This window comes from Polaromonas sp. P1_G1 (assembly GCF_056405595.1).
The window spans coordinates 1-24,449 of sequence record NZ_JBFUBU010000060.1 but is presented as its reverse complement, the minus strand read 5'-3'; the positions used below and the strand labels follow the sequence as shown (position 1 = coordinate 24,449).

Sequence of the window (24,449 nt, the reverse complement as noted above, 5' to 3'; positions counted from 1 at the left end):
GCGCTAACCCATAGCTGTGCTATGGGTGTCGCACCGCGCCTTGCATCCCATCCCGAGAAGGTGCTTGCGCGGCCCCGTTTAGACCGTGAACAGGTTCGAACCCGCGATTTTAAGTCGCCCAGGGGCCATGGCGCCCCGCCAAGCCCCCATGACCCCAGTGGGCGCCGCCACGGCGTTAGACTTCAGGCCACCCCCGCCACGTCAGATTCAACGGAGTATTTCCCCATGTCCCTGGACACACAGGCAGTCCTGAATGCCGCGCAAACCGTGCTCGACCCGAATACCGGCAAGGATTTTGTCAGCACCAAGGCGCTGAAAAACCTGCAGCTCAGCGGTAGCGACGTGTCCTTTGACGTCGAGCTCGGCTACCCGGCCAAGAGCCAGATTGCCGGCCTGCGCAAAAGCCTGATCGCCGCCGTCAAGGGCGTGCCTGGCGTCGGTAACGTCTCAATCAACGTGACGGTCAAGATCGCCAGCCACAGCGTGCAGCGCGGCGTGCAACTGCTGCCCAACGTCAAGAACATCATCGCGGTGGCGTCCGGCAAGGGCGGGGTCGGCAAAAGCACCACCGCCGTCAACCTGGCGCTGGCCCTGGCTGCCGAGGGTGCCAGCGTGGGCCTGCTCGACGCCGACATCTACGGCCCCAGCCAGCCCATGATGATGGGCATAGAGGGCCGGCCCGAGAGCGTGGACGGCAAGAACATGGAGCCCATGGAGAACTACGGCATCCAGGTGATGTCCATCGGTTTCCTGGTCGCCCAGGACGAGGCCATGATCTGGCGCGGCCCCATGGCCACCCAGGCGCTGGAGCAACTGCTGCGCCAGACCAACTGGAAAGACCTGGACTACCTGATCGTCGACATGCCGCCCGGCACCGGCGACATCCAGCTCACGCTGTCGCAGCGCGTGCCCATGACGGGCGCCGTCATCGTCACTACGCCGCAGGACATCGCGCTGCTCGACGCCAAAAAAGGCATCAAGATGTTCGAGAAGGTCGGCGTGCCCATCCTGGGCATCGTCGAGAACATGGCGGTGCACATCTGCAGCAACTGCGGCCATGCCGAGCACATCTTCGGCGAGGGCGGCGGCAAGAAGATGGCGGCCGACTACAAGATGGACTACCTGGGCGCGCTGCCACTGGACATGCAGATCCGCCTGCAGGCCGACAACGGCCGGCCCACCGTGGTGGCCGACCCGGACGGCGAGGTCGCCGGCATCTACAAGGCCGTGGCGCGCAAGATGGCCGTCACCGTGGCGGCCAAGTCCAAGGACTTCTCCGCCAAGTTCCCGACCATCACCATCAGCAAGAACACCTGAAGCGCACCAGGCGGCGAGGCGCACCCCCATGAACCTGCTGGCATCCCTGCGTTACCTGGCCGCGCTCGACGAGCACAAACATTTCGGCCGGGCGGCGCAGGCTTGCCACATCACGCAGCCGGCGCTGTCCAACGCGCTGCGCGCGCTGGAGCGTGAGTTCGGCACCGTCATCGTGCGGCGCGGACGCAACTTCGAAGGCCTCACGCCCGAAGGCGAGCGCGTGCTGCTCAGCGCCCAGCGCATGCTGCATGAGCGCGAGCTGCTGCAGCAGGAGCTCGACAGCGGCATCGGCAAGCCGCAGGGCAGCCTCAGCATAGGCGCCGTGCCCACCGCCATGCCGGTCGCCGCGCGTTTTTGCGCGCTGCTGCAGGCGCGCTACCCCGGCATCTCGCCGACGGTGCGCTCCATGAGCTCCAACGAACTCGAGGCTGGACTCGAAAGCCTGTCCCTGGACATGGGCCTGGGCTATACCGACCGGCTGCGCGCCAACGGGCCCAGCCTGCGCCAGATCAAGCAATACACCGAGCACTACTTCTTTGTCCGCCGCGCCGCCAAGCCGAGCCAGGACCTGATGCAGATAGGCCCCAAGATCACCTGGGCCGAGGCCGCCAAACACCCGCTGTGCCTGCTCACGCGCGAGATGCACAACCGCACCATCGTCGACAAGGCTTTCCAGGAAGCCGGCGAGGCCTGCGAGCCCGTGATCCAGACCAACTCCATCCTCACGCTCGCGCTGTCGGTGGCCGAGGGCAATGTCTGCACCGTGATGCCGGGCGCGCTGGTCGGCGCGGTGCGCGGCTACCGCGAACTCGAAGCCCTGCCCCTGGTCAGCCCCGAGGTGCGCACCAGCATAGGCTTCATGGCCCAGGGCGGCGACCCTTCCCGCACCCTCGAAGCGGCACTGGCCCTGGCCCAGGACGCAGGCTGGCTGCGCCACGCAGCCGCCCACAGCGGTTTGCTAAGCGTCTAGCCGCTTCCAGCGAATCTCCCCCCACACACACCAGCAAGGGGCTCCCACACCAGCAGGGGCCGCGGAACCGGCTTTGCCGGGCCGCAGGCGCAGCGGCCCCCTCGGGGGGCAGCGACCCACACGAAGTGGGGGAGCGTGGGGGCTCGTTTACCCTGATTTAGTTTTTGAATGGGGGCATGTCTCGATTCAATTTGACCGTGTTGCTGTGTGGCCGCGACACTTCGCGCACCTCGATCAGGGTGGGAAATACATAAGCAATAACACGGAGATGAAAGACATGTCAGGTTTCCTCGATAAAGAGCGCATCATTGCCGGCCCCGGCTTCAACCGCTGGCTGGTTCCTCCCGCCGCGCTGGCGATCCACCTGTGCATAGGCATGGCCTATGGTTTTTCGGTGTTCTGGCTGCCGCTGTCCAGGGCGCTGGGTATCAAGGAATCCATCAAATGCGGCCCTGAAGTCGGCTTTTTCGCCGAGCTGTTCACCACCAGCTGCGACTGGAAGATCTCCACGCTGGGCTGGATGTACACCCTGTTCTTCGTGCTGCTGGGCATTTCGGCGGCCACCTGGGGCGGCTGGCTGGAACGCGCCGGCCCGCGCAAGGCCGGCGTGGTGTCGGCCGTCTGCTGGTGCGGCGGCATGCTGATCTCGGCGCTGGGCATTTACCTGCACCAGTTCTGGCTCATGATCCTCGGCTCGGGCGTCATCGGCGGCATAGGCCTGGGCCTGGGCTACATCTCGCCGGTCTCCACGCTGATCAAGTGGTTCCCGGACCGCCGCGGCATGGCCACCGGCATGGCCATCATGGGCTTCGGCGGCGGCGCGATGATAGGTTCGCCGCTGGCGGCCGACCTGATGAAATACTTTGCGACGCCGACCAGCGTGGGCGTGATGCAGACCTTYGTSGTSATGGCGCTGGTGTACTTTGTSTTCATGATGGCCGGYGCCTTCGGCTAYCGYGTGCCWGAAACCGGCTGGAAGCCCGAGGGCTGGACSCCGCCGCCCGCCGCCACCAACACCATGATCACGCAGCGCCACGTGCACGTGAAAAAAGTCTGGGGCATTCCCCAGTTCTGGTTGATCTGGATGGTGCTGTGCATGAACGTGAGCGCCGGCATCGGCGTGATCGGCATGGCCTCGCCCATGCTGCAGGAAGTCTTCGGCGGCTCGCTGATCGGCGTCGCCAAGAAGTTCGGCGAACTCGACAAGACCCAGCTGGCCGCCATTGCCGGCGTCGCCGCGGGCTTTACCGCGCTGCTGAGCCTGTTCAATATCGGCGGCCGTTTCTTCTGGGCCAGCCTGTCGGACAAGCTGGGCCGCAAGATGACCTATGTGGTGTTCTTCGTGCTGGGCGGCGTGCTGTATTTCAGCGTGCCGGGCAGCGCGGCGGCCGGCAGCATTTTGCTGTTCGTCGGCGCCTTCTGCGTGATCCTGAGCATGTATGGCGGCGGCTTTGCCACCGTGCCGGCCTACCTCGCCGACATCTTCGGCACCCAGATGGTGGGAGCCATCCACGGCCGCCTGCTGACGGCCTGGGCCACGGCCGGCATCCTGGGCCCGGTGGTGGTGAACTACATGCGCGAATACCAGCTCGGCCTTGGCATCCCGCGTGAACAGGTCTATAACCAGACCATGTACATCCTGGTGGGCATGCTGGTGATAGGACTCATCTGCAACCTGCTGGTGCGCCCGCTGAACCCCAAGTGGTTCATGACGGACAGCGAACTCGCGGAAGAAAAACGCCTGGCGCACGAAAAAGCCGCGGCCTCCGAACTGCACCGCACAAACGGCGGCAATGGCGGCAACGGCAGCACGGTCAGCCCCGCGGTGGTGGTGCTGGCCTGGCTCGCGGTGGGCATTCCCCTGGCCTGGGGCATCTACCGCACGCTGCAAAGCGTGGCCAAGTTTTTTGCCTGAGCATTCCTTTACCGATTGATTGACGATTTTTAGTTTCAAGCCAAGCCGTCCCCGCACGCCCGCGCGGGGACGTCGGCCCAGCCAACAATGAACCATCCTGGCCGCAGTCCCGAAGTCAAAGCCGTCGCCGTCGCCACGGTCGACGAAATGCGCGAGCGCATACGCCGCAAGAGCAAACTCAAGGGGCGCCAGGCGGACGACACCTCCCTGGACGAGGTGCGCGCGCTGATAGGCGCGCGACCCCAGGACGGCCACAGGCGAGACCTGYTGATCGAGCACCTGCACACGCTCAACGACGCTTACCGCTGCCTGCACGACAGGCACCTGGTGGCGCTGGCCAAGGAGATGAACATCCCCATGGCCGAGGTCTACGAGGTCGCGACTTTTTATCACCACTTTGAGGTGGTGCGCGGCGATGGCCAGGCCCCGGGCCTGACGGTGCGGGTCTGCGACGGCCTGGCCTGCGAGCTGGCCGGCGCGCAGGACCTGCTGGCGCGCCTGCCGGCACTGCTGGGAAGCCAGGACGTGCGCGTGATTGCGGCGCCCTGCATAGGCCGCTGCGAGCAGGCGCCCGCCGTGGCGGTGCACCAGCAGGCCGTGCCCTTCGCGACGCTGGAGACCGTGGTTTCCGCGGTCGGGCAGGCGCCGGCGCCCGCAAGCACGGCGCAGGCCGCCACTCCTTTCATCGCTGCCGATTTCGCGGAGCACAGCGTGACCGGCACCGGCGTGGTGGACGCCATGCCTGGGTACACCGGCTACGCGCTGTACCGCGCGCACGGCGGCTATGCGCTGGCCGCCGCGGTGGTCAATGGCGAAGAGGACGCGGAACGCATCATCAAGGCCATGGAAGACTCGGGCCTGCGCGGCCTGGGCGGCGCGGGTTTTCCGGCCGGCCGAAAATGGCGCATCGTGCGCGATCAACCGGCGCCGCGCCTGATGGCCGTCAACATCGACGAGGGCGAACCCGGCACCTTCAAGGACCGCAGCTACCTGGAGCGCGACCCGCACCGCTTCCTCGAGGGCCTGCTCATCGCGGCCCAGGTGGTGGGCGTGGAGGCCTGCTACATCTACCTGCGCGACGAATACCATGACTGCCGCGCCATCCTGCAGGCCGAGCTGGACAAACTGCGCGCGAACCCGCCTTGCGAGCTGCCGCTGATCGAGCTGCGGCGCGGCGCGGGCGCCTACATCTGCGGCGAAGAGTCCGCGATGATCGAAAGCATTGAGGGCAAACGCGGTGAGCCGCGCATGCGCCCGCCCTACATCGCGCAGGTGGGCCTGTTCGGCCGGCCCACGCTGGAACACAACTTCGAGACCCTGTACTGGGTGCGCGACATCGTCGAAAAAGGCCCGCAGTGGTTCAGCGGCTTCGGCCGCAACGGCCGCAAGGGCCTGCGCAGCTTCAGCGTGAGCGGCCGCGTGAAGCACCCCGGCGTCAAGCTGGCGCCGGCCGGCATCACCGTGCGCGAGCTGATCGCCGAATACTGCGGCGGCATGGCCGAGGGCCACGACTTCTACGCCTACCTGCCCGGCGGCGCTTCGGGCGGCATTTTGCCGGCCTCGCTTGGCGACATCCCGCTGGATTTCGACACCCTGCAGCCCTATGGTTGTTTCATAGGCTCGGCCGCCGTCATGGTGCTGGGCCACCAGGACCGCGCGCGCGACGCCGCCCTCAACATGATGAAGTTCTTCGAACACGAAAGCTGCGGCCAGTGCACGCCCTGCCGCGTCGGCACGGCCAAGGCCGCGAAGCTGATGCAGGCCGAGCACTGGGACGGCGACACGCTGGAAGACCTCAACGTCGTGATGACCGACGCTTCCATCTGCKGCCTGGGCCAGGCCGCGCCCAACCCGGTGCGTAGCATCCAGAAATATTTCCCGCACGAGATTGGAGCCACCGCATGAACGCTCCCGCCAAACTGGTTGAAGTGACGCCGCAAACCGTCGAGTTCAAGCTCGACGGCAAAACCGTCCAGGCCTACGAAGGCGAGACCATCTTCAAGGCCGCCGCGCGCCACGGCGTGGACATTCCGCATCTTTGCTACAAGGACGGCCTGCGKSCCGACGGCAAYTGCCGCGCCTGCGTGGTCGAGRTCAAGGGCGAGCGCACGCTGGCCCCCAGCTGCTGCCGCAACGCTACGGCCGGCATGGAGGTGCAGGCGCAAAGCGAGCGCGCGCTCAAGAGCCAGAAGATGGTGCTCGAGATGCTGCTGTCGGACATGCCCGATACCGGCTACAAATGGAATGAAAAAGACGAGTCGCTGCAGCACGGCGAGCTCAGCGAATGGGCGGCCCGCATGGAGGTGCAGGTGCGCCCCGAATTCAAGGCCCTGCGCCGCGAACAGCCAAAGGCCGACGTCTCGCATCCCGCCATGGCGGTGAACCTGGACGCCTGCATCCAGTGCAACCGTTGCGTGCGCGCCTGCCGCGAAGAGCAGGTCAACGACGTGATCGGCTACGCCATGCGCGGCTCGCACAGCGAAATCGTGTTCGACCTCAACGATCCCATGGGCGACAGCACCTGTGTGGCTTGCGGCGAATGTGTGCAGGCCTGCCCCACGGGTGCGCTCATGCCGAAATCCCAGGTCGGTTCGCAGGTGGTCGACAAAAAGGTCGACTCGGTCTGCCCCTTCTGCGGCGTCGGCTGCCTGCTGACCTACAACGTCAAGGACAACAAGATCGTCAGCGTGGACGGGCGCGACGGCCCGGCCAACCATTCGCGCCTGTGCGTCAAGGGTCGTTTCGGCTTTGACTATGCACACAGCCCGCAGCGCCTGACGGTGCCGCTGGTCCGCAAGGCCGGCGTGTCCAAGGACCCCGAGGCGCTGCAGCACCTCAACCGCGACAGCGCCGACTGGTCCGAGGTGTTCCGCGAAGCCACATGGGAAGAGGCGCTGGCACTTTCCGCAGGCAGCCTCAAGGACCTGCGCGACACGCACGGCAAGAAGGCGCTGGCCGGTTTCGGCTCGGCCAAGGGCAGCAACGAAGAGGCCTATTTGTTCCAGAAGCTGGTGCGCACCGGCTTTGGTTCCAACAACGTGGACCACTGCACGCGGCTGTGCCACGCCTCCAGTGTCGCGGCGCTGCTTGAAGGTGTGGGCTCGGGCGCGGTGAGCAACCAGGTCAACGACGTGGAGCACTCGGACCTGATCTTCGTGATCGGCTCCAACCCCACCGCCAACCACCCGGTGGCCGCCACCTGGATGAAGAACGCGGCGAAGAACGGCGCCAAGATCGTGCTCGCCGACCCGCGCGTCACCGACATCGGCAAACACGCCTGGCGCACGCTGCAGTTCAAGGCCGACACCGACGTGGCCATGCTCAACGCGCTGATCCACACCGTGATCGACGAAGGCCTGGCCGACCAGGACTTCATCAGCAAGCGCGCCAGCAACTACGAGGCGCTGAAGGAAAACGTCAAGGGCTACAGCCCCGAGGCCATGGAGCCCATCTGCGGCATCCCGGCGCAAACCCTGCGTGAGGTGGCGCGCGAATTCGCCAAGGCCAAGGGCGCGATGATCCTGTGGGGCATGGGCATCAGCCAGCACGTGCACGGCACCGACAACGCGCGCTGCCTGATCGCGCTGGTCACGGTGACCGGCCAGATCGGCAAGCCCGGCTCCGGCCTGCATCCGCTGCGCGGCCAGAACAACGTGCAGGGCGCCAGCGACGCGGGCCTGATCCCCATGATGTTCCCCAACTACCAGCGCGTGGACAACGCCGGTGCGCACGCCTGGTTCGAGAAATTCTGGGACACCCCGCTGGACGAAAAGCCCGGCTACACCGTGGTCGAGATCATGCACAAGGCGCTTGCGCCCGACAGCGACCCGCACAAGATACGCGGCATGTACATCATGGGCGAGAACCCGGCCATGAGCGACCCCGACCTCAACCACGCGCGCCACGCGCTGGCCAGCCTGCAGCACCTGGTGGTGCAGGACATCTTCATGACCGAAACCGCCTGGCTCGCCGACGTCGTGCTGCCGGCCACCGCCTGGCCCGAAAAAACCGGCACCGTCAGCAACACCGACCGCATGGTGCAGCTGGGCAAGCAGGCGGTCACGCCGCCCGGCGAGGCCAAACCCGACCTCTGGATCATCCAGCAGATCGCGCAGCGCATGGGGCTCAGCTGGAACTACGCGGGCGAGCATTCGGGCGTCGCGGCCGTCTACGAGGAAATGCGCCAGGCCATGCACGCGGCCATCTCGGGCATCACCTGGGAGCGCCTGGAGCGCGAGTCCAGCGTGACCTACCCTTGCCTCACCGAAGACGACCCCGGCGCGCCCACGGTGTTCATCGATCGCTTCGCCACCAACGACGGCCGGGTCCACCTGGTGCCCGCCGACATCATCCCGGCCAACGAGCGGCCCGATGCGGACTACCCCTTTGTGCTGATCACCGGGCGGCAGCTTGAGCACTGGCACACCGGCAGCATGACGCGGCGCGCCACGGTCCTCGACGCGATAGAGCCCATGGCCACGGCCTCGCTGTGCGGCGACGACCTGGCCGAGCTGGGCCTGCAAGCCGGCGACGTGATCACGGTGCAGTCGCGCCGCGGCCAGGTCGCCATCCACGTGCGGCGCGACGACGGCACGCCGCACGGCGCCATCTTCATTCCCTTCGCCTATTACGAGGCGGCCGCCAACCTGATGACCAATGCCGCGCTGGACCCCTTCGGCAAGATCCCGGAGTTCAAGTACTGCGCGGTCGCGATACGCCGCGGCGGCCAGGTGTCGGCCACCCAGGGTTATGGCGAAGGGGTCGGCTCCCGTTAGGGTCTTTGCCGCGGGGAAGAAGGCCCGGCCGTACACTGCGGGCATGCCTGATTTCCAGCTGCGCTCTCCCGAAACAGACGCCGCCACGCCCCGGCCCTGCACGGCGGTGGCCGTCGTCATGCGCCGCGAGCGCATAGACAACCGCTGGCAGCCCTGGCGCTGGGTGCTGGCCGACGTCGTGCCCCATGAAGACGGTTTCGGCGCCGCGCCGCGGCTGCTGCTGAAGGATGAGCGCGAGGAGCGCTGGCTGCACCCGGGCTTTGGGGTCGAGCTGTTCACCGACGACGCCGAAGGTTATTACCTCAACGCCAGCACCGCGCAGCCCTGCTTTTGGGTGGTGTGGCGCATGGAAGAGGACGCGCGGCTGGCCGAAGAGCCCGTTGCCATTCCCCAGATCGTCACCTTGAGCTACCACGATGCCGGCCGCTGGTTGGACGCGCAGGAAACCGTGGAGCAGGTGCCCGCGCCGCCCGAGGTCGTGCAGTGGCTGCAGGCATTCGTCGATCAGCACCACGTGCTCGAGCCCAAGCGCCGGCAACGGCCGCAAAGCTTCAAGCCGCTGACAGACCGCTTTGGCAACCCGGCCAGCGTGAGCACCGGTAAAAAAACCGGCGGGGGCGGCCATGGCTGAGGAAGCAGGCTTCCTGGGCCGCTGGGCGCGCCGCAAAGAGGAGGCGCGCCAGGGCAAGGCTTTGGAGGAGCCGGCCGCCGCCGTTCCAGCCACCTCGGTCGATCCCGCAGCGCCTGCGGCCGGGACGCAAGCCGCAAGCCCGGCGCCGGATCCTGCCGCCACGCCCGATGCCGAGCCCCCTAAGGCGCTGACGCTGGAAGACGCCCGGGTGTTGACCCAGGATTCCGATTTCAAGCCCTTCATGGCCGGCGGCGTGAGCCCCGAGGTGCGCAACGCGGCCATGAAAAAACTCTTCGCCGATCCGCACTTCAATGTGATGGACGGCCTGGATACCTATATCGACGATTACTCCAAATTCGAGCCGATTCCCGAATCCATGCTGCGGCAGATGGCCAGCGCGAAGTTTTTGAAACTGTTTGGCGACGAGGATGATGACAAGAAGGATGGCGCGCAGGACCACGCGGCCCCGCCGCGGGAAAGCGCCAATAACCCCACGGATGAAACCGTGGCACAGTCCTCCTATGAAAACCCGGACATAGCTCCCACCGAGCCTGCCGGGCCGCCAGAGACCAGCCAACCCGTGCCTCCCGTGGCCGGTAGCCAACAAGACCATGCCCACACTGATTTGCGACTGCAACCAGACCATGCCGCTCCAGCCCCAGGCGCTGGGCGCGGCGCTCAATGAGAGCCTGACGCTGCATTCAGCGCTGTGCCGGCGCGAGGCGGGGGCTTTCCAGAAGGCCGTGCAATCGGGCGACGACGTGGTGGTCGCCTGTACCCAGGAAAAGCGATTGTTCGCCGAGGTCGGCGCGCAGACCCCCGGCGCGACGTCGGTCGTCAAGTTCGTCAACATCCGCGAGACTGGCGGCTGGAGCAAGGATGCCTCCGCCGCCATGCCGAAAATCGCGGCGCTGCTGGCCGCTGCCCAACTGCCCGACGCCGAGCCCGTGGCCACCGTCACTTACAAGAGTGCCGGCCGCCTGCTGATCGTCGGCGCGCTGGACCAGGCCGAACAGGTAGCGGCGCTGCTGGCTGACACGCTGGAGGTGACGATCTTCGCGCAGGGCGTTTCCGCCTCGGCGCAGGCCGGCATTCCCGCCAGCCTTCCCGCGCAGGAACGCAAATACCCCGTGGTCAGCGGCGAGCGGCTCGCGCTCAGCGGCTGGCTGGGTGCTTTCAAGGCCAGCTGGGACAAGACCAATCCCATAGACCTGGACCTGTGCACGCGCTGCAATGCCTGCGTCGCCGTCTGCCCCGAAGGCGCGATCGACCTGAGCTACCAGGTGGACGCCGGTAAGTGCACCTCCCATCGTGACTGCGTGGCCGTCTGCAAGGTGGCCGGTGCGATCGACTTCAACCGCGAGCCGCAAACGCTCACCGAGGCGTTTGACCTGGTGCTCGACCTGGGCGCCACGCCGCTGATCACCCTGCATGCGCCGCCGCAAGGCTATTTCGCGCTGGACACCTCCGCCGGCCTGGCCTCGCCCGGCCTTCTGGCCACCGTGGTCAAGCTGCGCGACATGGTGGGAGAGTTCGAGAAGCCCAAGTTTTTTGCCTATAAACAAAAGCTCTGCGCTCATAGTCGCAACGAGACCGTGGGCTGCAATGCCTGCATAGACATCTGCTCGGCGGGCGCCGTCAGCAGCGAGAAAAAACGCCAGCAGATCGTCGTCAACCCCAACCTCTGCGTAGGCTGCGGCGCCTGCACCACCGTGTGCCCGACGGGTGCGCTCACTTACGCCTATCCGCGCGCGAGCGAACAGGGTGTGCGCTTCAAGACCTTGCTGTCGGCCTATGCCAAGGCCGGCGGCACGCAGCCTGCGCTGCTGTTCCACAGCCAGGACGGCGGCCAGCAGGCCGTCGAGGCCCTGGGCCGCGCCGCGCGCCTGCAAAAAACCGTGCGCGGCGTGCCTGCCAATGTGATCCCGCAAGCGCTCTGGCACACGGCCAGCCTGGGCCTGGACCTCTGGCTCAGCGCCATCGCTTTCGGCGCCGCGCAGGTCGCCATGCTGGTGACCGGCGAAGAAGCGCCGGCTTACCTTGACGGCCTCACGGCGCAGATGCGCGTGGCACAAGCCCTCATGAACGGCCTGGGCTATGCGGGCGTTCACTTTCACTTGCTGCGCACGCAAGCCGGTGACATTGCCGGCCTTGACGTCGGCCTGCAAACCCTGGCCCGCAGCCGGCCCGCCGTGCCCGCGGCCCCCGCGCGTTTTGCCGTCGCGCAGGAAAAACGCAGCACGCTGGACATGGCGCTGGACCACCTGATGGCGCAGGCACCCGCAGCCCTGCCTGAAGCGATCGCGCTGCCGGCCCAGGGCTCGCCCTTCGGCAGCCTGGTGGTCAATGCCGACAGCTGTACGCTGTGCCTGAGCTGCGTCAGCGCCTGCCCGGCCAGCGCGCTGCAGGACAACCCGGATCGCCCGCAACTCAAGTTCATTGAGAAAAATTGCGTGCAGTGCGGCCTGTGCGCCACCACCTGCCCCGAGGATGCGATCACGCTGCAACCGCGCCTGCTGCTGTCGCCGCAGCGCAAGGAGGCGAGGGTGCTCAACGAAAGCGCGCCCTACCATTGCATACGCTGCGCCAAGCCCTTCGGCACGCTCAAGGGCATCGAGTCCATGCTCGGCAAACTGGCCGGCCATGCGATGTTCCAGGGCGCCGCGGCCGACCGCCTCAAGATGTGCGGCGACTGCCGCGTCATCGACCTGTATTCCGCCGACAACGAAGTCAGGATCACCGACATCCGCTGAGCACCCGATCACAAGAACAAGACGCCGCCATGACACCCGCCTCTCTCACCGCCTCTGCCCTGGATGAAGAAACCGCGCGCGCCGAAGTTTACGGCCTGCTGGCCGCGCTGTACTACGCCGCGCCATCGGCCGAACTCTATGAAAACCTGCGCGTCGCCGTGACGGCTGCGCCCGCCGAGGGCGCGATGCTGGAAAGTCCCTGGGGCGAGCTGGTGGCCGCGGCGCGCGCGCAAAGCCTGGAGGCCGTCAAGCAGGAGCACGATGCGCTGTTCGGCGGCGTGGGCAAGCCCGAGGTATACCTCTTTGGTTCTCATTACCTCAGTGGTTTCCTCAACGAAAAACCGCTGGCCGCCCTGCGCACCGAGCTCGCGGCGCTGGGCCTGGCGCGCGACGAAGCCATGCCCGAAACCGAAGACCATGTGGCCTACCTCTGCGAAGTCATGCGCTACCTGATCGCCGGCGACGACGTGGCCGTGGCCAACCTCACGCGGCAGCGCGAGTTTTTCGGGCGCCATCTGCAGCCTTGGCTGCCCTTGATGTGCGAGGCCATCGCGCAACACCCCAAGGCGCGTTTTTACGCGGCGCTGGCGGCCTTCACGCAAGCCTTCATGAGCGTGGAGGCGCAGGGCTTCGACATGCTGGCCTGAGGGGCGGGCAAAGTTTTCTCAAATTGAGACCGCCCGCGGCAGGCCGCGCCACGCGGGCGCGCGGCGATCATAAGAGGGCCTATCGTTTTCCCTAGCCCCCCGGATTGAGTCGGGCAATCCATTGTGAAGCAGAGCCCTCTGACGTACAGTACTATGCAAACGGTTACATACCGAGCAAGCCTTCCCCTTGGAGAACACCATGCAGGACAGCCAGCCAAAACCCTCGCGACGGGGATTCTTTTTCGGCGCCGCCGCCACCGGTGCGGCCGCAGCAGCCGTCGTGGCCCTGCCCGGTGCGCCCGCTCTCCAGGCCGAACTCCCCGCGCCCAAGCCCGCTCCTGAAAAAGGCGGCGGCTACAGCCTCTCGGAACACGTCAAGCGCTATTACAAGACCACCCGCGTCTAGCCCGTTCGTCCGTCCTTCCGCGCCCGGCCCCGCTTTCACTTTTCCACGGAGAGCTTCATGCTGCTCACGAAAAAATCTTCCGAAGTCCATCCCGCGCACCGCGCCGGTTCCGCGCGTTTTGTGCAGAGCCTGTCGCGGGGCCTGTCCAATGCCTTGCCCACCATGGACCGCCGCGCATTTTTGCGCCGCTCCGGCCTGGGCGTCGGCGTGGGCCTGGCCGCGACGCAGCTGACCCTGGTCAAAAAAGCCGAGGCCGCCGCGCCCGGCGCCACGGCCGACGGCACCGGCAAGATCGAGGTCAAGCGCACGGTGTGCAGCCACTGCTCGGTCGGTTGCGCGGTCGACGCCGTGGTGGAGAACGGCATCTGGGTGCGCCAGGAGCCGGTGTTCGATTCCCCCATCAACCTTGGCGCGCACTGCGCCAAGGGCGCCGCGCTGCGCGAGCACGGCCACGGCGAGTACCGCCTGCGCTACCCGATGAAGCTGGTCAACGGCAAGTACGAGCGCATCAGCTGGGACACGGCCCTCAATGAAATCAGTGCCAAGCTGCTCGAGCTGCGCAAGGACAGCGGTCCCGATTCGGTGTACTGGGTGGGCTCCTCCAAGCACAGCAACGAGCAGGCTTACCTGATGCGCAAGTTCGTGAGCTTCTGGGGAAGCAACAACTGCGACCACCAGGCCCGCATCTGCCACTCGACCACGGTGGCCGGCGTTGCCAACACCTGGGGCTACGGCGCCATGACCAATTCCTACAACGACATGCAGAACAGCAAGTGCGCGTTGTACATAGGCTCGAATGCGGCCGAAGCCCACCCGGTCAGCATGCTGCACATGCTGCATTCCAAGGAAACCGGCTGCAAGCTGATCGTGGTGGACCCGCGCTTCACACGCACGGCGGCCAAGGCCGACGAGTATGTGCGCATACGCTCGGGCTCCGATATTCCCTTCCTCTTCGGCGTGCTGTACCACATCTTCAAGAACGGCTGGGAAGACAAGAAATACATCAACGACCGTGTTTACGGCATGGACAAGGTCAAGGCCGACGTGATGGCCAAGTGGACGCCCGACAAGGTGCTCGAAGCCTGCGGCGTGGACGAGGCCACCACGCTCAAGGTGGCCACCATGATGAGCCAGAACCGCCCCAGCACCATCGTCTGGTGCATGGGCCAGACGCAGCACACCACGGGCAACGCCATCGTGCGCGCCTCCTGCATCCTGCAACTGGCGCTGGGCAATATCGGCAAGTCCGGCGGCGGCGCGAATATTTTCCGCGGCCACGACAACGTGCAGGGCGCGACCGACGTCGGCCCCAACCCCGATTCGCTGCCCGGCTACTACGGCCTGGCCGAAGGCTCGTGGAAACATTTCGCCAAGACTTGGGGCGTGGACTTCGACTGGATCAAGGGCCGCTATGCCTCGGCCGCCATGATGGGCAAGCCCGGCATCACGGTCTCGCGCTGGATAGACGGCGTGCTCGAAAAAAACGAACTGATAGACCAGGATTCCAACCTGCGCGGCGTTTTCTTCTGGGGCCATGCGCCCAACTCGCAGACCCGCGGCCTCGAGATGAAGCGCGCCATGGACAAGCTGGACCTGCTGGTCGTGGTGGACCCTTACCCTTCAGCCACCGCCGCCATGGCCGCCATGCCAGGCAAGGCCGAAGACCAGAACCCCAAGCGCGCGGTCTACCTGCTGCCGGCGGCGACCCAGTTTGAAACCAGCGGTTCCGTCACCGCGTCGAACCGCTCCATCCAGTGGCGTGAAAAAGTCATAGAGCCGCTGTGGGAAAGCCGCAGCGACCACATGATCATGCACCAGTTCGCCGAAAAACTCGGCTTCGCCAAGGAGCTGTCGAAGAACTACAAGATGCAGAAGGTCAAGGGCATGGACGAGCCCGTGCCGGACGACATCCTGCGCGAGATCAACAAGTGCGTCTGGACCATTGGCTACACCGGCCAGAGTCCCGAGCGCCTGCAGGCGCACATGCGCAACATGCACCTGTTCGACGTCAAGACACTCAAGTCCAAAGGGGGCAAGGACAAGGTCACCGGCTACGACACCACGGGCGACTACTTCGGCCTGCCCTGGCCTTGCTGGGGCAACCCGGAGCTCAAGCATCCGGGCTCGCCCAATCTTTATGACACCTCCAAACACGTCATGGACGGGGGCGGCAACTTCCGCGCCAACTTCGGCGTCGAAAAAGACGGCGTCAACCTGCTGGCCGAAGACGGCTCGTATTCGCTGGGTGCCGAGATCACCACCGGCTACCCCGAGTTCGATCACCTGCTGCTCAAGAAACTCGGCTGGTGGGGCGACCTGACCGACGCCGAAAAAGCCGCGGCCGAAGGCAAGAACTGGAAGACCGACTCTTCCGGCGGCATCATCCGCGTGACCATGAAGGTCCACGGCTGCCATGTGTTCGGCAACGCCAAGGCGCGCGCGGTGGTCTGGAACTTCCCCGACGCGATCCCGCAGCACCGTGAGCCGCTGTACGGCAACCGCGCCGACCTGCAGGCCAAGTACCCCACGCATGACGACAAAAAAGCCTTCTGGCGCATGCCCACGCTGTACAAGACCATCCAGCAGAAAAACATCGCCGACAAGGTGCACGAGAAGTTCCCGCTGGTCATGACCTCGGGCCGGCTCGTCGAGTACGAAGGCGGCGGCGAGGAAACCCGCTCCAACCCCTGGCTGGCCGAGCTGCAGCAGGAGATGTTCATCGAGATCAATCCCAAGGTGGCCGCCGAAAAAGGCATACGCAACGGCGAACGCGCCTGGGTCAGCACACCCACCGGCGCGCGCCTGAACGTACAGGCCCTGGTGACCGAGCGCGTGGGCCCCGACACGGTGTTCATGCCCTTCCACTTCTCGGGCCGCTGGCAGGGCGCCGACATGCTGGCTTACTACCCCAACGGCGCGGCGCCTGTGGTGCGCGGCGAAGCCATCAACACGTCCACCACCTACGGCTACGACAGCGTCACGATGATGCAAGAAACAAAAACGACGGTCTGCAACGTCGAACGCGCATAAGGAACCACCATGGCACGCATGAAATTTGTCTGTGACGCCGAGCGCTGCATCGAATGCAACGGCTGCGTCACCGCCTGCAAGAACGAGAACGAAGTCCCCTGGGGCGTCAACCGTCGCCGCGTGGTGACGCTCAACGACGGCGTTCCCGGCGAGAAATCGATTTCGGTGGCCTGTATGCATTGCAGCGATGCCCCCTGCATGGCCGTCTGCCCCGTCAACTGCTTTTACCGCACCGACGAAGGCGTGGTGCTGCATGACAAGGACATTTGCATAGGCTGCGGCTACTGCTCTTATGCCTGCCCCTTCGGCGCGCCGCAGTTCCCGGCGGCCGGCACCTTCGGCGTGCGCGGCAAGATGGACAAGTGCACCTTCTGCGCCGGCGGCCCCGAGGCCAACGGCAGCCAGGCCGAGTTTGAAAAATACGGCCGCAACCGCCTGGCCGAAGGCAAGCTGCCGGCCTGCGCCGAGATGTGCTCCACCAAGGCCCTGCTGGCCGGCGACGGCGATGTCGTCGCCGACATCTTCCGCAACCGTGTGGTGCAGCGCGGCAAAGGCGCCGAAGTCTGGGGCTGGGGAACGGCTTATGGATCGAAACAGGCGGGCCAGCCGCCTGCGGGAGCCAAATCATGAAGCGCCTCGCGATGCTGGTTTCCGTGGCGGCTGCGCTGGCTGCCTCCACCCTTCTGGCCGCCTGCGGCGAAAAACCGCAGACCCTGGGCGCCGCGCGAAACGACGGCGCGGCTTTCCAGGGCACCGACAACGCCTTCGCGGCGCCCGGCTGGACCAAGGGCGACAAAGTTAGCTGGGAGCAGGGCCTCAAGGCCCGCGCGCAGAACAGCCAGAACGAATACACCAGGACGGGTACGTCGAAATAGCGACCGGAGGCCTTATGTTTCTTGCCCGACCCGTTCTTTTTCTGCTGGCAGCCAGCCTTGTCGGGCTGGCGGCCGCGCAGGCCCCTGCGCCGGCAGCCGCGCCCCAGTCCCCAGGTGTCGCCGCGCCCGCGCCGGCCGCAGCGGGCGGCATCCAGGGCCAGAATATTTTTGAGGTCAAACCCGACGCCAGCGCCGACCCCAACTACGCGAAGCAGTCCAACGGCGAACGCGCCAAGGTGCAGCCCGGCAACAACGCGCCCCTATGGCGCCAGGTGGGCGAGGGCGTCACCGGCTACAGCAGCCTGCCCAAAAGCGAGGCGCCCGAAGCCGGCAACCTGATCCAGCCCTTTGTGCAATACCCCGGCTCGCGCCTGACCAACGCCGGCGAGGCCTGGCGCCAGGTGCGCAACCACTGGATCATTCCCTACGGCGGTTCGCTGTTCCTGATCGTGCTGTTGGCGATCGCGATTTTTTACTTCAGCAAAGGCTCCATCAAAACCCACGGCGCCGACACCGGCCGCAAGATAGAGCGTTTCACGCCCTTTGAGCGCGCGGCGCACTGGTCCAATGCGATCGCGTTTTCCATCCTGGCCATCTCCGGCCTGGTGATGGCCTTCGGCAAGTTCTTCCTGCTGCCTGTCGTCGGCGGCGCGCTCTTCGGCTGGCTGACCTGGACGCTCAAGACCATGCACAACTTCGCCGGCCCGCTGTTCGCGGTGTCGCTGGTGATCGTGTTCTTTACTTTCCTGCGCGATAACTGGCCGCAAAAAGGCGACCTGCGCTGGCTGGCCAAGGGCGGCGGGCTGATCAAGGGCGATGAGCCGCCTTCGAACCGCTTCAACGCGGGCGAAAAACTCATCTTCTGGGGCGGCGTGTTCTTCCTCGGCATCGTGGTCGTGTCCTCGGGTTTTGTGCTCGACAAGCTGCTGCCCGGCCTGGTTTATGAGCGCGCCACCATGCAGGTCGCGCACATGGTGCATGCGGTGGCCACGGTGCTCATGATGTGCATGTTCCTCGGCCACATCTACCTGGGCACCATCGGCATGCAGGGCGCCTACAAGGCCATGCGGACCGGCTACGTCGACGAGACCTGGGCCAGGGAGCACCACGAATACTGGTATGACGAGGTCAAGGCCGGCAACATCCCGGCCCAGCGCAGCACGCCGCCGGTGGATCCGCCGGGCCAGATCGCACAGGCATAGAAAGGACCCCACGATGAAAAAACTCCTGATCCTGGCCACGCTGGCCGCCGCGTCGGCCACGGTGCTGGCCAAGCTGCCGCCGCTGAGTGACGAGGCCAAGGCCAAGGCCGCCGAAGCCGCCGCCAAAACCGCGTGGACCGGCAAGGTCGATGCCTACCAGCTGTGCAAGTCGCAGGACAAGGTGGCTGCTGCCTATTACAAGTCCGCCAAGGCCGCCGGCAAGGAAACCAAGCCGCCGGCGCCGGCGCCCGCCTGCGCTGACCCGGGCCCCTTTGCCTACACGCCGCCTGAAGCCAAGCCGCTGGAAGCCGCGGGCGCGCATTCGCCGGCCGGCACCGCCGCCAGCCCGCCCAGCACCAAGCAGCCTGATGCGGTCGGCAACCCCGCCAAGAAGTCCTGATCCCGCTCCTTTCCCAAAAAGCCGATCCCGCAAGGGGCCGGCTTTTTTTGTTGTAGTCTTGCCGCATGCCCGCTTCGACACCTTCCCTGCCGCGCCTGACCCATGCCCAGGCACCCTTGACCTGCGAGGTGGAGGCCGTCAATGAATACGGGGAAACGCAGAGCATCTCCATCCCGGCCGAGCGCGCGCTCACGGTGTACGTCGACAAGCGTGAGCTCGTGACGCTGATGACGCTGGGCGCGCATCCCGAGCTGCTGGTGCTGGGCTATCTGCGCAACCAGCGCCTGGTCAAGGACGCGGCCGACATCGATTCCATCACCGTGGACTGGGACGTCGGCGCCGCCGCCGTCAAGACCCGCCATGGCATCGAGGACATCGAAGAAAAAACCGCCAGGCGCGTGGTCACCACGGGCTGCGGCCAGGGCAGCGTGTTCGGCGGCCTGATGGACGAGGTGGAGGGCATCGTGCTGCCCCGCGATGCGCGCATTAGCCAGGGCCAGCTTTACGCGCTGGTCAATACCATCAGGCTCAAGGAAACGACTTACAAATCCGCCGGCTCGGTGCATGCCTGCGCGCTGTTCGCGATGACGGCCGGTGATCCCGAGATGTTGCTCTTCGTTGAAGACGTGGGCCGCCACAACGCGATAGATACCATCGCAGGATGGATGTCTATGCAGAACAGCCCTTCAGTGAGTGAAGCCAACAAGGTGTTTTACACCACCGGCCGCCTCACCAGCGAAATGGTCATCAAATCCGCGCAGATGGGGGTGCCCATCGTGGTCTCGCGCAGCGGCATCACGCAGATGGGCCACCAGGTCGCGCAGGCCGTGGGCCTGTGCGCCATAGGCCGCGCCACCAACAAGCGCTTCGTCTGCTACGCCAACCCGCAGCGGCTCACGCTGCAGCCCGAACTTGCCGGCGCCAGGCCGGCCTCTTTTTCCACCGCGCCGACATGACAGCTACCGATACCGACGTCCAGCCCACGCTTCCCGGAATTCCCGAAGCCTTGACTATGCACGGCAAGCCGGGCGCCGGCCTCTCGCTTCTGCGCTGGGTGGGCGAGGGCCTGCGTGCGGGAGTGTTTTTAAAACCTCGCATGGCGGGAAGCGCACCCACGCCGCTGCAGGTGCTGATCCTGACGGTGCTGGTGCTTGGCCTTGAACTGGCGCTGGCCCGCCTGGAAGTAGCCGGCCCCGCGCGCCTGGACCTGCAGGCCTGGCTGTCAGGCTGGTGGACCGCGGGCGTGTTCCTGGGCCTGGCCTGGTGGTCGCTGCCCGCACGGGCGGGCAGCCCGGATGGATCCGCCGGCGAAGGCTTGAGCGGGATCGCCGCCTGCTTCGTTTTGTGGCTGCTCTCGTCGCTTCCGGCTACGCTGCTGTACCAGGGGGTCATCGCTGCCTTCGCCCAGGGTTGGGTCAAGAGTTCGGTGTTCTCGTCGCCCTGGATTTACTGGGGGTTTTACGGGCTGTTCATCACCTGGGGCGTGGGAACGGCCGTCGTGCTGGTCTGGCGCTTTGCCGGGCCGGGCTGGCGCACGGCGATGTTCGCGCTGGTGCTGGTAGTCTCCAGCGGCCTCATGGCCTGGCAATTCGAGGTCCGCACCTGGCAGCAAGACTACGCCGCGCGTGGCGATGCCGACGACGGGCCCCGACTGCAGCTGAGCCAGCAGACCTTCGAGGTGCAGCAGGCGCTCTGGGAAAAGACCATGGCCGCCATCGCGCATGAGCGCCCGGGCGTCACCGACGTGTACGCCCTGGTGTTCGCCCCCTATGCCTCGGAAGACGTGTTCCTGCGCGAGAGCACCCTGGTCAGCCGCGTGCTGGCCGAGCGTTTTGACGCCGAAGGCCGCGTGGTGCACCTGGTCAACCACGCCAGCACCACGCAAACCCACCCCTGGGCCACCGCGCTGAACCTGGAGCGCGCCATCGACGCGATTGCCCAGCGCATGGACCGCGAGAAGGACGTGCTGGTGGTCTATATGACCTCGCACGGCGCCAGCGACTTCAAGCTGGCCGCCTCCCACTGGCCGCTGGAAGTGCCGCCCGTGAGCCCGGGCGAGCTGCGCGAGGCGCTCGACAGGTCGGGCGTGCGCAACCGCGTGATCGCGATTTCGGCCTGCTATTCCGGCGGCTGGGTCGACCCGCTGGCCGGCGACACCACCCTGGTCATGACGGCGGCCGACGCCACCCATACCTCCTACGGCTGCGGCCGCCGCTCCGAGCTCACCTTCTTCGGCCGTGCCCTGTTCGACGAACAACTGCGCAAGACGCATTCCTTCGAGCAGGCTTTTGCCCGCGCCGTCCCGCTGATCAAGCAGCGCGAGATTGACGCCGGCAAGGAAGACGGCTTTTCCAACCCGCAGATCCGGGTAGGCGCCGGCATCGCGCCGGTGCTGCGCGCGCTAGAAAAACGCCTGGATGCGCTGCCACAGGCCGCCGTCGCTGCGCCCGGGGTTGCCGCCAGCGCTGCTCGTCCTTGAGCGACCCCGCATAACCCGGTTCCAAACCCGGCCATCGCCCAGGGCTAAGAACCTGCTTACGATTTATTGGGGTCACGCAGGAATCTTTTCGGGATGGGATGCAAGGCGCGGTGCGCCGCCCATAGCCCAGCTATGGGCTAGCGCCGCAACGCCGCAGACCGCCCGAAAAGGCTCCTGCCCTTCGGGTTGGGGTGAAATCGGGCGATTTGGCGCCCCAGTCCCTAGCATGGGCATTAGCCCATGCGGCGGGCTCTGGGCCACCAACTCATCCCGATTGCACCCCAACGTGATCCCCAATAAATCGTAAGCAGGTTCTTTTACTTTGCGTTATGGTCGGCGCATGAACACCCTTTTCCTCAAGCTCGGCTGGAAAACCATGCTGCGCGACCTGCGCGCGGGCGAGCTGCGCCTGCTCATCGTGGCCGTCACCCTGGCTGTCGCGGCCCTGACCGCCGTCGGCTTTTTTGCCGACCGCCTCAAGGGCGGCCTGCAGCGCGATGCGCGCCAGCTGCTGGGCGGCGACGCCGTGGTCCGCAGTGACGGCCAGACGCCTGCCGCCTTTATCGCGAAAGCCCAGGCACTGGGCCTCAAGGGCATTTCCACCGTCACCTTTCCCACCATGGGACGCGCTACCGAAGCCGACGGCGGCGCCAGCAAGCTGGTGGCCTTCAAGGCCGTGCCCGAAGGTTATCCCCTGCGCGGCAGCATGAAGGTGGCCGGCAGCCCCGAAGAGCCCGGCGCCGACACAAGCGAGGTGCCCGCCCCCGGCACGGCCTGGGCCGATGCCTCGCTGCTCGACGCGCTGGGCCTCAAGCTGGGCCAAACGCTGCTCATGGGCGACGCCGGCTTCAAGCTCACGCGCATCATCGTGCAGGAACCGGATCGCGGCGCGGGTTTCATCAGCTTTTCCCCACGCGTCATGGTCAATGAGGCCGACGTCAAGGCCACCAACCTGATCCAGCCCGCCAGCCGTACCAACTACCGTTTTGCCGTCGCCGGCGACGACAAGGCGGTGAAGGCGTACGTCAAATGGGCCGATGCGGAAATCAAAAAACCCTTTGAACAGTCGGGGGTGCGCGGCGTGCGCCTGGAGTCGCTCGAATCGGGCAGCCCCGAGATGCGCCAGACGCTGGACCGCGCCGAAAAATTCCTCAACCTCGTGGCGCTGCTCGCGGCCCTGCTGAGCGCGGTGGCGGTGGCCATCGTGGCGCGCGGCTTTGCCGCCAAGCACCTGGACGACTGCGCCATGCTGCGCGTGCTCGGCCAGCCGCAGCGCACCATCGCGCTGGCCTACACGTTTGAGTTCGTGCTGGCGGGCCTGTTTGCCAGCGCATTGGGCGTGGTCTTGGGCTTTGCCGTGCATTACGGTTTTGTGCTGCTGCTGGCCGGCCTGGTCGAAACCGCGCTGCCGGCCGCCACCTTCTGGCCCGTGCTCTTCGGCATGGGCATGGGCCTCACGTTGTTGCTGGCCTTCGGCCTGCCGCCCGTGCTGCAGCTGGCCCAGGTGCCGCCGCTGCGCGTGATCCGCCGCGATGTCGGCAACCTCAAGCCCGCCTCGCTGGCCGTGCTGGGCGTGGGCATGGCCGGTTTCGCGGCCTTGCTGGTGGCCGCCAGCAGCGACCTGAAGCTGGGCCTGATCGCCGTGGGCGGCTTTGCCGGCGCGGTGCTGGTGTTCGCCGTGGCGAGCTTTGCCGCCGTCAAGCTGCTGCGCGCCAGCGTGCATGAGGCGACCGCGCCGCGCTGGCTGGTGCTGGCCACGCGCCAGCTGTCGGCCCGTCCGGTGTACGCCGTGGTGCAGACCAGCGCGCTGGCCGTCGGCCTGCTCGCGCTGATGCTGTTGGTGCTGCTGCGCACCGACCTCATCAGCAGCTGGCGCAAGGCCACGCCGCCCGACGCGCCCAACCGCTTTGTCATCAACGTGCAGCCCGAGCAGGGCGAGGCCTTCCAGCAGGCGCTGCGCGACGGCGGCGTGAAAAAATTCGACTGGTACCCCATGATCCGCGGCCGCCTGGTCGCGGTCAACGGCAAGCCCGTCACGCCCGACGATTTTGAGGACGACCGCGCCAAGCGCCTGGTCGACCGCGAGTTCAACCTCTCCAACAGTGCCGACATGCCCTCGCACAACCAGACCAGCGGCGGGCGCTGGACGGCCGGCGAAAAAGACGCCGTCAGCGTCGAAGACGGCCTGGCCAAGACCCTGGGCCTCAAGCTCGGCGACACCCTGCGCTTTGACATCGGCGGGCAGACGAGCGAGGCGAAGATCACCAGCCTGCGCAAGGTCGACTGGGGTTCGATGCGCGTCAACTTTTTCGTGATGTACACGGTGGCCAAGCTGCCCGCCGACGTGCCCGTGTCCTTCATCAGCGCCTTCCGCGCGCCCGAGCCTGTCGCTGCCGCTCCCGGCCAGCCGCGCCCGCAGAGTTTTGACAACACCTTGGTTAAAGCCTTTCCCAACATCACCAACGTCGACATGAGCAGCACGCTGGCCCAGGTGCAGCGCGTGCTCGACCAGGTGATACGCGCGGTGGAATTTCTGTTCGGTTTCACACTCGCCGCCGGCCTGGTCGTGCTGTTCGCCGCCATCACCGCCACCCGCGAAGAACGCGCCCGCGAATTCGCCATCATGCGGGCGGTGGGGGCACGGGCCTCGCTGCTGCGGCAGGTGCAGCGGGCTGAGTTGGCGGGCGTCGGCCTGCTGGCCGGCTTCCTGGCGTCGGTTGTCGCGCTGGCGGTGGGATGGGGGTTGGCGCGATTTGTGTTTGATTTCAGCTGGACGGGGTCTTGGACTGTGCCTTTGATGGGTAGCCTGGCTGGGGCTGTGTTGGCGTTGGCTGCGGGGTGGTGGGGTCTGCGGTCTGTTTTGAATACGCCTGTTGTGGAGACGCTGCGGAAAGCTCAATAGGGGGCCGGTCTTGCTCCGGCCTTTGCGCTCCTGTTCTCTCTGCTGAGTCCTGCTGGCCGGGGGTTGCCCGGCAGCAAGTAACTTTCTTTTGCTTCGCCAAAAGAAAGTCACCAAAGAAAAGGCGACCCGCAGTCTGGGTCCCTACGC

Annotated in this window: 18 protein-coding genes; all 18 read left to right on the top strand. The window is 66.1% G+C overall.

The window, feature by feature from the left end; translation table 11 throughout:
* The first annotated feature begins 225 nt into the window (after positions 1-225).
* The 18 genes from apbC (at position 226) to AC1D1Y_RS23185 (ending at position 24,302) form a co-directional block, all read left to right on the top strand.
* Positions 226-1,317, top strand: coding sequence for an iron-sulfur cluster carrier protein ApbC (gene apbC, locus AC1D1Y_RS23270; protein WP_477684430.1), 1,092 nt, complete (start codon positions 226-228; stop codon positions 1,315-1,317).
* Between the two features lie 28 nt (positions 1,318-1,345).
* Entirely contained in the window at positions 1,346-2,287 is a 942-nt protein-coding gene (locus tag AC1D1Y_RS23265) for a LysR family transcriptional regulator (RefSeq protein WP_477684429.1), read from the top strand.
* Between the two features lie 277 nt (positions 2,288-2,564).
* Positions 2,565-4,202, top strand: coding sequence for an OFA family MFS transporter (locus tag AC1D1Y_RS23260; RefSeq protein ID WP_477684428.1), 1,638 nt, complete (start codon positions 2,565-2,567; stop codon positions 4,200-4,202).
* An 87-nt stretch (positions 4,203-4,289) separates the two neighbouring features.
* A complete protein-coding gene (locus tag AC1D1Y_RS23255) occupies positions 4,290-6,107 on the top strand; it encodes an NADH-ubiquinone oxidoreductase-F iron-sulfur binding region domain-containing protein (RefSeq protein WP_477684427.1) in 1,818 nt (605 codons plus the stop codon).
* Entirely contained in the window at positions 6,104-8,977 is a 2,874-nt protein-coding gene (fdhF, locus tag AC1D1Y_RS23250; RefSeq protein ID WP_477684426.1) for a formate dehydrogenase subunit alpha, read from the top strand. The genes AC1D1Y_RS23255 and fdhF overlap by 4 nt, the downstream gene beginning before the upstream one ends.
* A 43-nt stretch (positions 8,978-9,020) precedes the next feature.
* A complete protein-coding gene (locus AC1D1Y_RS23245; protein WP_477684425.1) occupies positions 9,021-9,608 on the top strand; it encodes a DUF3305 domain-containing protein in 588 nt (195 codons plus the stop codon).
* Positions 9,601-10,293: a DUF3306 domain-containing protein gene (locus AC1D1Y_RS23240; RefSeq protein ID WP_477684424.1), complete on the top strand. Its 693-nt coding sequence runs from the start codon at positions 9,601-9,603 to the stop codon at positions 10,291-10,293. Before AC1D1Y_RS23245 ends, AC1D1Y_RS23240 begins: the two co-directional genes overlap by 8 nt.
* On the top strand, positions 10,220-12,361 hold the full coding sequence (locus AC1D1Y_RS23235) for a 4Fe-4S dicluster domain-containing protein (RefSeq protein WP_477684423.1): 2,142 nt from the start codon (positions 10,220-10,222) through the stop codon (positions 12,359-12,361). Before AC1D1Y_RS23240 ends, AC1D1Y_RS23235 begins: the two co-directional genes overlap by 74 nt.
* A gap of 29 nt (positions 12,362-12,390) precedes the next feature.
* Positions 12,391-13,008, top strand: coding sequence for a TorD/DmsD family molecular chaperone (locus tag AC1D1Y_RS23230; RefSeq protein WP_477684422.1), 618 nt, complete (start codon positions 12,391-12,393; stop codon positions 13,006-13,008).
* A 199-nt stretch (positions 13,009-13,207) separates the two neighbouring features.
* Positions 13,208-13,414, top strand: a complete 207-nt coding sequence (locus AC1D1Y_RS23225) for a hypothetical protein (protein ID WP_007873617.1) — start codon at positions 13,208-13,210, stop codon at positions 13,412-13,414.
* A gap of 57 nt (positions 13,415-13,471) precedes the next feature.
* Positions 13,472-16,444: a formate dehydrogenase subunit alpha gene (locus AC1D1Y_RS23220; RefSeq protein ID WP_477684421.1), complete on the top strand. Its 2,973-nt coding sequence runs from the start codon at positions 13,472-13,474 to the stop codon at positions 16,442-16,444.
* 9 nt (positions 16,445-16,453) lie between these two features.
* The gene (fdh3B, locus tag AC1D1Y_RS23215) at positions 16,454-17,074 is read left to right on the top strand and encodes a formate dehydrogenase FDH3 subunit beta (protein ID WP_477652548.1); all 621 of its coding nucleotides are present in this window, start codon (positions 16,454-16,456) and stop codon (positions 17,072-17,074) included.
* On the top strand, positions 17,071-17,319 hold the full coding sequence (locus AC1D1Y_RS23210; protein WP_477684420.1) for a hypothetical protein: 249 nt from the start codon (positions 17,071-17,073) through the stop codon (positions 17,317-17,319). Before fdh3B ends, AC1D1Y_RS23210 begins: the two co-directional genes overlap by 4 nt.
* A 14-nt stretch (positions 17,320-17,333) precedes the next feature.
* A complete protein-coding gene (locus AC1D1Y_RS23205) occupies positions 17,334-18,521 on the top strand; it encodes a formate dehydrogenase subunit gamma (RefSeq protein WP_477684419.1) in 1,188 nt (395 codons plus the stop codon).
* 13 nt (positions 18,522-18,534) lie between these two features.
* A complete protein-coding gene (locus AC1D1Y_RS23200; RefSeq protein WP_477684418.1) occupies positions 18,535-18,921 on the top strand; it encodes a hypothetical protein in 387 nt (128 codons plus the stop codon).
* A 65-nt stretch (positions 18,922-18,986) separates the two neighbouring features.
* Positions 18,987-19,877, top strand: coding sequence for a formate dehydrogenase accessory sulfurtransferase FdhD (locus tag AC1D1Y_RS23195; protein WP_477684417.1), 891 nt, complete (start codon positions 18,987-18,989; stop codon positions 19,875-19,877).
* Complete coding sequence (locus tag AC1D1Y_RS23190; protein ID WP_477684416.1) at positions 19,874-21,400, top strand: C13 family peptidase; 1,527 nt, start codon at positions 19,874-19,876, stop codon at positions 21,398-21,400. Before AC1D1Y_RS23195 ends, AC1D1Y_RS23190 begins: the two co-directional genes overlap by 4 nt.
* 340 nt (positions 21,401-21,740) lie before the next feature.
* The gene (locus AC1D1Y_RS23185; RefSeq protein WP_477684415.1) at positions 21,741-24,302 is read left to right on the top strand and encodes an ABC transporter permease; all 2,562 of its coding nucleotides are present in this window, start codon (positions 21,741-21,743) and stop codon (positions 24,300-24,302) included.
* Positions 24,303-24,449 lie beyond the last annotated feature (147 nt).

Bases quoted from the DNA above. Each gene is read 5' to 3' on its own strand.
- apbC (WP_477684430.1), top strand. From the start codon at position 226: ATGTCCCTGGACACACAGGCAGTCCTGAATGCCGCGCAAACCGTGCTC.
- AC1D1Y_RS23265 (WP_477684429.1), top strand. From the start codon at position 1,346: ATGAACCTGCTGGCATCCCTGCGTTACCTGGCCGCGCTCGACGAGCAC.
- AC1D1Y_RS23245 (WP_477684425.1), top strand. From the start codon at position 9,021: ATGCCTGATTTCCAGCTGCGCTCTCCCGAAACAGACGCCGCCACGCCC.
- AC1D1Y_RS23240 (WP_477684424.1), top strand. From the start codon at position 9,601: ATGGCTGAGGAAGCAGGCTTCCTGGGCCGCTGGGCGCGCCGCAAAGAG.
- AC1D1Y_RS23235 (WP_477684423.1), top strand. From the start codon at position 10,220: ATGCCCACACTGATTTGCGACTGCAACCAGACCATGCCGCTCCAGCCC.
- AC1D1Y_RS23230 (WP_477684422.1), top strand. From the start codon at position 12,391: ATGACACCCGCCTCTCTCACCGCCTCTGCCCTGGATGAAGAAACCGCG.
- AC1D1Y_RS23225 (WP_007873617.1), top strand. From the start codon at position 13,208: ATGCAGGACAGCCAGCCAAAACCCTCGCGACGGGGATTCTTTTTCGGC.
- AC1D1Y_RS23220 (WP_477684421.1), top strand. From the start codon at position 13,472: ATGCTGCTCACGAAAAAATCTTCCGAAGTCCATCCCGCGCACCGCGCC.
- fdh3B (WP_477652548.1), top strand. From the start codon at position 16,454: ATGGCACGCATGAAATTTGTCTGTGACGCCGAGCGCTGCATCGAATGC.
- AC1D1Y_RS23210 (WP_477684420.1), top strand. From the start codon at position 17,071: ATGAAGCGCCTCGCGATGCTGGTTTCCGTGGCGGCTGCGCTGGCTGCC.
- AC1D1Y_RS23205 (WP_477684419.1), top strand. From the start codon at position 17,334: ATGTTTCTTGCCCGACCCGTTCTTTTTCTGCTGGCAGCCAGCCTTGTC.
- AC1D1Y_RS23200 (WP_477684418.1), top strand. From the start codon at position 18,535: ATGAAAAAACTCCTGATCCTGGCCACGCTGGCCGCCGCGTCGGCCACG.
- AC1D1Y_RS23195 (WP_477684417.1), top strand. From the start codon at position 18,987: ATGCCCGCTTCGACACCTTCCCTGCCGCGCCTGACCCATGCCCAGGCA.
- AC1D1Y_RS23190 (WP_477684416.1), top strand. From the start codon at position 19,874: ATGACAGCTACCGATACCGACGTCCAGCCCACGCTTCCCGGAATTCCC.
- AC1D1Y_RS23185 (WP_477684415.1), top strand. From the start codon at position 21,741: ATGAACACCCTTTTCCTCAAGCTCGGCTGGAAAACCATGCTGCGCGAC.